The organism is Pseudoalteromonas sp. S3785 (genome assembly GCF_005887365.1).
Lineage (GTDB): Bacteria > Pseudomonadota > Gammaproteobacteria > Enterobacterales > Alteromonadaceae > Pseudoalteromonas.
On record NZ_PNCT01000024.1, the window covers coordinates 134,760 to 143,189 of the forward strand.

Below are 8,430 nucleotides of genomic sequence, written 5' to 3' on the forward strand. Positions count from 1 at the left end.
CTTAATATTTTGAATGTAACGCTATGGCATATCTATTGCTCCTTCAATATAAATGGTCAATGAAACTTTGGCCAAGCAAATACATAAAGGAGATACAAAGTGGGCGCAATACAAGCTGACTCTACAATTAAGGCAAGTGCTACATTAGTAAGTCGCTACTTATACTCAATATTTTACAACCACACTCACTTTTACGTCGATTCCCGCCAAGCAAAGAGATAGGTAACACGCATTGCTGCGTTATATCCCATTAGGCTCTTTGTGATTACATGCAGTTAATCCAACTTAAACTTTACGTTAAAGGAGACGTTGATATGCCAACTAACCAATTTACGATGCAAGACCCTAGAAGCCAATACCAAATGGGACGGACCGAAAAAGACAGTGATCAACCAGACCCAGGCCTAGATGGAATTTTAAAACCTAAAGCAGATCACGGCGAAGATACCTATGTAGGTAGCGATAGATTAAAGGGTCGTAAAGCGTTGATCACTGGGGGCGACTCAGGCATTGGAAGAGCGGTTGCCATTGCATTTGCCAGAGAAGGTGCCGATGTGGTTATTAATTACTTAGCCAGCGAAGAAGCCGATGCGAAAGAAACACTCGATATCTTAAAAGCCAGCGGTAGCAAAGCATGGGGAATTGCAGGCGATATCTCTGATGAGAGTTTTTGTAACGACCTTGTGGCTCAAAGCATTGAAAACTTAGGCTCAATCGATATATTAGTGAATAATGCAGGTAAACAACAGTTTGTTGCAGAGCTAGACGATTTATCTACCGAGCAATTTTGCCAAACATATGCAACAAATGTATTTGCTATGTTTTGGATAACAAAAGCGGCGGTAAAACATATGCCACCTGGCGCAAGTATTATTAATACAACCTCTATCCAATGTTATCAACCCTCTGCTGGGCTTCTTGATTACGCATCGACTAAGGGCGCAATTACAAGCTTTACTAAAAGTTTAGCAAAAATGGTGATTGATAAAGGCATTAGGGTTAATGGGGTTGCTCCTGGGCCAATTTGGACCCCACTTCAACAAAGTGGCGGCCAACCGGCTAAAAAACTACCTGAATTTGGTGATAACGTGCCACTTGGCAGACCAGGTCAGCCTGCTGAGCTAGCACCCACCTATGTATACTTAGCGTCGCAAGAGTCAAGTTACATTACCGCTGAAATAATGGGTGTGACAGGTGGGCAGCATCTACCTTAATCATGCAGGCTCTCTCATATTAGTTAATATCAGCTTATTGATTTTATAAAATAATAGCGGCGTATATAAGCCGCTATTATTACCTAGCCTTTTTTAATCATACCTAAATAAGCCCCACTAAGTATTGGTGTGGCTTTGGTTAACAATGCCTTAGACAGCACCTTAGCTTAGTACTAAAAACCGGTGCTCATACAGCACTATTTAGCTCAGTGTGATCAAGAGCGCGCCAAGTTAGACACGTATAAATTAACTGCTTAAATAAGTTAAACAGATTAAGTGTTATCTTTTTTAGCACGTATTCCGCGAATGAACTCTTCTAAATAAGGCGTAAATTCAAGCGCAAGTGCTATAAATAGCACCGTTGCCAAGTAAGTTATTGGCAAAGGAGAGGCTTTTAATTGCAGCGTAAAGTCAGGAGGAAAGCCACCTGGAGTAAATAAAGCGGTAAATTGTTCCCAATGGCGCGCAACAATTAATACCAAAGCTAACAGGGGTATCATTTCTAAAAAACTGTGTATATGTTGCTCTATCGGACCTACCCTTCGCTTACTTACCGCATAAGTTACATCCCACATTGCTGTAAGCTCATGTAGAAAAAACAGCACAATACAAATGGCAATAATCAAACTATTAACTTCAAAAATTAGAACGAGGATTAACGGTATGCCCACTTCGGCAAACATTAATAAATGAATAAATGACTCTTTAGCACCGCTGGTTGTAGAGATATTATTACGTCGATGACAAAACCAATCAGCAATGCCAGCAGCAACCCAAACAGGGATCACAAAGTACATTAAAATCAATAAAGTTGGGTCAGTCATAGTTTGTTAGTCCTTAATATTTGGTTTTAAAAACCCTCATGCTTAAAACTATATATCTACACTTCATCAGCTTCTTCATTCATCATTCGCGATGTGAAAAACCGTACTTTTCAAATAGTTTATCATTCACTTTTAAGATGGCTTGAGGATTACTTACGTTTTTACGCTTTTACCTTTATGTAAATGAGATACCACTTAAAACGCGCCCATGAGCCGACATTTGGTCTGCTCAATATCTATTTACAGCAAATAAGTAGTTCAAGTGTTATGCCAAATTTCGATGCTAAATTGATTAAATGCCATCTTAGGTATAGGTAGGTTATGAGATGTTTTTTACTTTGCCGTGTATATTTTTGTTGTGGAAAAAGTAGAAAATATATCGCTTATCATTGTAAGTTTTTCATTCACAAAGCTAGTTAAGAAGGTTGTGTTGAAGGGAAAACTACAAGCTGACAAACCCTATTTGTTGTAGATTTACGATAGCTAAAACAAAAAAGTAAGCCGCACACTTGTAATAAAGCAGCCTTTAAAAGCTTCTTTTACGATAGTACGTTTACTACTGCCATCTACACTCGCGCATATTTACTTTGTCGTTTTTAAAGCTAACCCCTTCTAATAATAGCTTTTGGCGCTGCTCTTGGTATTTATCACTGCCTGCCGGGAATGATATTTTTCCTTGGCTGTTTACTACTCTGTGCCACGGTATAACAGAGTCATCAGGCATTTGCTTTAAAAGCCGCCCTACTAGGCGTGAATTTTGCGGATAACCGGCAAGCGCGGCTACTTGCCCATAACTTGCTACAAAACCTGCAGGTATATTTGCAATAATGGTATAGATGAGGGTTTCTTTATCGATATCAGCGCTCATTCACGTACGCCTCACTGAGTACTTTAAATTGCTCCCAAATGGAACGGGCAACGGGCCCATGATGTATGGCATCACGCCTAAATGCACGCACTTCTATACCAAACTGATCTTCTCTGTCGTTTATATGTATTTGCTGCAACAGCCCGGCTTCTATTTCAGGGGCGCAATAGTCTATATTCATCATTGCCCAGCCAGCACCCGCAAGCAAAAACGACTTTAAATTGGTTACATCATCAATCTTCATTAAGGCAGACCCTTTTGAGTAAGAAAGCTTGTCGCTGTCTATGCTTAAGTCGCTTTCAAACATGGCCAAACACGGGTAATTTTGTAGCTCGTTAAAGGTCATGTGCTTAGGGTATTTATTAGTAGATGCAATAATACCAATATTTAGTTTACCAATAGGCAAACTTTCTAAATGCCCTGTTGCATGAAACAAATCAAACCATGGGCCTATGCCTAGCTCAACTTGCCCACTATTTACCTGCTCTAAAGAAACAAAGCGTTTGCCACTGGTTAAATTAAACTCTGTACGCTTAAATAATCTAAAAGTATTACTTATGATCTCGTTATAACTGTCTTTATGACATATTTGTTCGTAGCAAATGCGATATTGTGGCTCGTTACCGAGTGCAAGCTCTTTAGCAAGCTGTGCCAGCTCATCATTTGCATGCAATAGTTGTTGTGCTTCGCGGTGAAAAACACGCCCTTTTTCAGTTAGCTGTAATCGGTACTTGGTTCTATCAAGTAATTCAAAGCCAATTTTTGCCTCTAAGTTTTTAATTGCTAAGGTAAGTGCAGGCTGAGTTTTATGTAATTTAAGCGCCGCGCCACTTAAACTTGCACTTTGTACAATGGCATCTAAAATTTGTAATTGATTCAGCTTCATACTGCGCTCAACATGATCATAAATAAAACTTATTATGTTTCTAAAATTTAATGAATTTTATTTTATATGGTTGCGGCGTATCCTGCACTTAATTATTTTGCCCATCATTGCCACGGAGAAGACATGAAACTCTTTCGTCTATGTATACTTACTACGACTTTACTTACTTTAATGGCCTGTTCAGAGCCAGAGCAGCAAGTAAAAGAAGAGCCCATTAGGCCTGTAAAGTTATTCAATATAGGACATGATTCGCAAACAAATGTGCGCAGTTTTCCTGCTGAAGTGGTTGCTAACCAAGGCTCATACTTAGCATTTAGAGTAAATGGTGAATTGGTAGAGTTTCCGGTTTTAGCAGGTGAAGAAGTTGAGAAAGGCCAGCTTTTGGCAAAACTCGACCCAGAAGATTTTCAATTACAGTACGACGATAGAAAAGCCCGTTATGAACTTGCTAAATCGCAACTTAGTCGTATTGAGCAACTATACGAGAAAAAAATAGCGAGCCAATCAGAGTACGATGAAGCATTGGCTAATATGCAAGTGGCAGAGTCAGCCTTTAAGATTGCTGAAACTAATTTAGAATACAGCGAATTGCGCGCTCCATTTGCAGGTACTGTTGCCAAAGTATTTGTTAAAAACTTTGAAAACATTCAAGCCAAACAAAACATATTACGCTTAGAAACACGCGATTTAATGGATGTTGAGATTCAAGTTCCTGAAAAAATCATTGCGCGTATCAAAAAAGGCAGCGACTACCACCCAACCGTTGTGTTCGATGGTTTTACGAACAAAGAATACACCTTAGATTTAAAAGAGTGGGATACGCAGGCAGATCCGACAACGCTCACTTACAAAGTTGTTTTTTCATTGCCTGTTCCTAAAGACTTTAACCTCCTTGCAGGAATGACCGGGCGTGTATTTATTGATTTATCTAAAGTAACCAGCTCGCAAGTGGCTTACACTATTTTACCAATAGAGTCGGTTTTTTCTGAAGCTAAAGAAAGCGTGTCAGATAACGCTTATGTGTGGATATACAACCCCGAAACCGGCGTTGTTAACAAGCAAGCTGTTAAAGTCGGTCAAGTACACCGTGACGGCATTGAAGTACTGAGCGGCGTTAAAGAAGGCCAAATTGTCGTTTCTGCTGGCGTGCATTCATTAGATGAAGGCATGAAAGTACGCCCATGGAATAAAGAGCGAGGCTTATAATTATGAGCTTTGCACAACTCTCTATAGAGAAAAAAGTAATTAGCTGGATGTTTGCACTACTGCTGTTAATTGGCGGGAGTGTGTCGTACTTTGATTTAGGCCAACTAGAAGACCCAGAGTTTACGCTTAAAACCGCCATGGTTATTACTATGTACCCAGGTGCGTCACCTCAACAAGTAGAGGAAGAAGTCACCTTCCCAATTGAAAATGCAATTCAGCAACTCCCTTACGTTGATTTTGTAACCTCTATTTCATCAAACGGTAAGTCGCAAATATCGGTAGAAATGAAAAGCACCTACCGAAAGGAGCAGCTGCGCCAAATTTGGGATGAAATGCGCCGTAAAATTAACGATTTAGCGCCTTCACTCCCAAGTGGTGTTTACCCGAGCACTATTTTAGATGACTTTGGCGATGTATACGGCGTTATGTATGCGGTTACCGGCGATGGCTACTCTTATGATGAGCTTAAAGATTACACCGATTACTTAAAGCGTGAACTCGTACTTGTTAAAGGCGTGAGTAAAGTAACCATTGCAGGTGAACAACAGCCACAAGTTATGGTTGAAGTGTCTACCCGCAAGTTAGCGCAGCTCGGTATAGCCCCAAGCCATATTTTTGGTTTACTGCAATCTCAAAATACAGTCTCTAACGCAGGTAAAATTAGAGTGGGCGATGAGTCTATACGCTTTCACCCAACCGGCGAATTTAAAGATGTTAAAGAGCTCGAAACCCTACTTATATCAAAGCCCGGTGCTAGCGAGCTTATTTACCTAGGTGATGTAGCCAAAGTATTTAGAGAATACGCAGAAGTACCCAACAATGTTATTCGCTACAACTCAGAGCAAGCACTTTTAATTGGCGTTTCGTTTATGAATAGCGTGAACGTAGTCGATGTAGGTAAACGTATTGACGAACACTTGGCAGAACTTGAATACCAGCGCCCCCATGGCATTGATGTTAAATCGGTTTATAACCAACCTAAAGAGGTAGAAAAATCGGTAGATGGCTTTATTGTAAGCTTGGTAGAGGCCATTGCCATTGTAATTGTGGTACTACTGATTTTTATGGGATTAAAAAGCGGTATTTTAATTGGCGGGATTTTATTACTAACCGTTCTAGGCACCTTTATATTTATGAAGCTGTTTGCCATAGACCTGCAACGTATTTCTTTGGGTGCGCTGATTATTGCCCTTGGTATGCTGGTAGATAACGCCATAGTAGTAACCGAAGGCATATTAATAAATTTAAAGCGTGGCCAAACTAAGTTAAAAGCGGCGGTTAATATTGTAGAACAAACTAAATGGCCGCTACTAGGCGCTACAGTTATTGGTATTACTGCGTTTGCCCCTATTGGCTTGAGCTCAGATGCGACCGGTGAATTTGCCGGTAGCTTATTTTGGGTGTTGTTTATATCGCTTTTACTAAGCTGGATCACCGCCATTACGCTTACACCATTTTTTGCAAATTTAATGTTTAAACAAGATGAGTTTAAAAAAGGTAAAAATGCTGAGGGCGAACAAGACGACGACCCATACCAAGGCTTTATTTTCACCGGCTATAAAGCACTTTTAGATGTGTCTATGCATTATCGTAAAACCACGCTTGTGCTTATGGTTGTACTCCTTTGCTCGGCAGTGGTTGGTTTTGGTGCAGTTAAACAATCGTTTTTCCCTGCCTCTAACACGCCTATGTTTTACGTAGATTACTGGCAGCAACAAGGCTCTGACATAAGGGCGACACTTGAGGGAATTAAAAAGCTTGAAAACTACCTTCAAAAAGAAGAGCTAGTTGAAGAAATAACCAGCACTACAGGCCAAGGCGCTCCACGTTTTATGCTCACTTATGCACCGCAAAAGTCGTACTCGTCATACGGGCAGCTCATTATTAGAGTAAAAAACCGCGAGGCGGTAGCTGTAGTAATGCAAAAAGTGCGAGAGTACTCTCAAAGTACGCCCCTTTCAGCTGAGCTTAAAATTAAGCCGATGGAAATTGGCCCCTCAACCGATGCTAAAATTGAAGCTCGCTTTACAGGTCCAGACCCGGTAATACTGAGACAATTAGCCGCCCAAGCTGAAGAAGTTATCGCACAAGACGACGGCGCTTATAATATTCGTGATGATTGGCGCGCACGTACTAAAATGATTCGCCCACAATTTAACGAACAAAAAGCGCGCCGCTTAGGCATTAGTAAGTCGGACCTTGATGATGTGCTGCTTACTAGCCTTTCGGGCAAGCAAGTGGGTGTATACCGCGATGGTACACAACTACTGCCAATTATTGCTCGCTCACCGGCAAATGAGCGCCTAAATGTAGAAAGCGTTCACGATTTACAAATATACAGCCCAGTACTGGGGGTATTTGTGCCAGTAACACAAGTGGTTGACGAATTTGTAGTTGAATGGGAAGACAGCCTAATTATGCGCCGCGACAGAAAGCGCACAATAACGGTTATGGCCGATCACAACGTATTAGGTGATGAAACTGCCGCCAAGCTTTTTGCTCGCATACGCGGACCTGTAGAAGCAATAGAGTTACCACGTGGCTATAAATTAGAATGGGGCGGCGAGTATGAGTCGTCATCGGATGCGCAAGCCGCTATATTTGGCTCATTACCGCTGGGTTATTTAGCAATGTTTGCGGTAACCGTACTGCTGTTCAATTCACTTAAACAACCTTTAGTTATTTGGGCTACAGTGCCACTTGCCATTATAGGTGTGAGTGCGGGCATGTTAATAATGAATGCACCATTTAGCTTTATGGCGCTACTTGGATTACTAAGTTTAAGCGGAATGCTAATTAAAAACGGTATTGTGTTGGTTGATCAAATAAACCTTGAGCTTCGCGATGGTAAATCGCCTTATCGAGCTGTATTTGAATCGGGCGTTAGCCGTGTACGCCCTGTAGCCATGGCGGCTATTACCACTATTTTAGGTATGATCCCGCTGTTATTTGACGTGTTCTTCCAGTCAATGGCGGTAACGATTATGTTTGGTTTAGGCTTTGCGACCATACTTACGCTTATCGTAGTGCCTGTGCTTTATACTGTTGTATTTAGAATAGACTACGAGCCTAGAAAGTAATTTAAAAGCCTTACAGGACGCTTAAAACGCAGCTTACCTCACCGTAGCTGCGTTTTTTATTATTTAAACCGAGGTTAAAGATGGACATAATAAGCACGCTCATACTAATACTGTGGCCTGTTTATCTTTCGAGGTTAAATTTGCAGCAGCCTGTTTGGTATTTAGGCAAGGCAGAGCCTGTGTAGTGTGGTTATTCCCCATAAATAGGCGATAACGTCGTATAAATGCCAAACAGGCGCTGCCCGAAGGGTTCTGCCTAGGGACAATTTAGTCTTTGTTACTCGGTTTTTACTTATTCTTACTTGTATTTACCTCAATAGAATCACGCCTGCGCAGTAATCGGGATCAATTG

6 protein-coding genes are annotated in these 8,430 nt (G+C 41.0%); 3 read left to right on the top strand and 3 right to left on the bottom strand.

All coding sequences use genetic code 11. The annotated features are described in order from the left end of the window. The first annotated feature begins 314 nt into the window (after positions 1 to 314). Positions 315 to 1,214 (top strand): SDR family oxidoreductase, encoded by a 900-nt coding sequence (locus tag CWC17_RS07325; RefSeq protein ID WP_138612480.1) that lies wholly within the window; start codon positions 315 to 317, stop codon positions 1,212 to 1,214. 272 nt (positions 1,215 to 1,486) lie between these two features. Here CWC17_RS07325 and CWC17_RS07330 read toward each other — a convergent pair whose 3' ends face one another. The 3 genes from CWC17_RS07330 to CWC17_RS07340 all read right to left on the bottom strand — a co-directional run bounded on the left by CWC17_RS07330 (position 1,487) and on the right by CWC17_RS07340 (position 3,792). After that, entirely contained in the window at positions 1,487 to 2,038 is a 552-nt protein-coding gene (locus tag CWC17_RS07330) for a diguanylate cyclase (RefSeq protein WP_138612481.1), read from the bottom strand. 556 nt (positions 2,039 to 2,594) lie between these two features. Further along, positions 2,595 to 2,906, bottom strand: a complete 312-nt coding sequence (locus CWC17_RS07335; RefSeq protein WP_138539983.1) for an MGMT family protein — start codon at positions 2,904 to 2,906, stop codon at positions 2,595 to 2,597. Then, a complete protein-coding gene (locus CWC17_RS07340) occupies positions 2,896 to 3,792 on the bottom strand; it encodes a LysR family transcriptional regulator (RefSeq protein WP_138612482.1) in 897 nt (298 codons plus the stop codon). The genes CWC17_RS07335 and CWC17_RS07340 overlap by 11 nt, the downstream gene beginning before the upstream one ends. A gap of 123 nt (positions 3,793 to 3,915) precedes the next feature. Between CWC17_RS07340 and CWC17_RS07345 the strand changes: the two genes are divergently transcribed. Beyond that, positions 3,916 to 4,998, top strand: coding sequence for an efflux RND transporter periplasmic adaptor subunit (locus tag CWC17_RS07345; RefSeq protein ID WP_138612483.1), 1,083 nt, complete (start codon positions 3,916 to 3,918; stop codon positions 4,996 to 4,998). A gap of 2 nt (positions 4,999 to 5,000) precedes the next feature. Next, positions 5,001 to 8,078, top strand: a complete 3,078-nt coding sequence (locus CWC17_RS07350) for an efflux RND transporter permease subunit (RefSeq protein WP_138612484.1) — start codon at positions 5,001 to 5,003, stop codon at positions 8,076 to 8,078. The last annotated feature ends 352 nt before the right edge of the window (positions 8,079 to 8,430 follow it).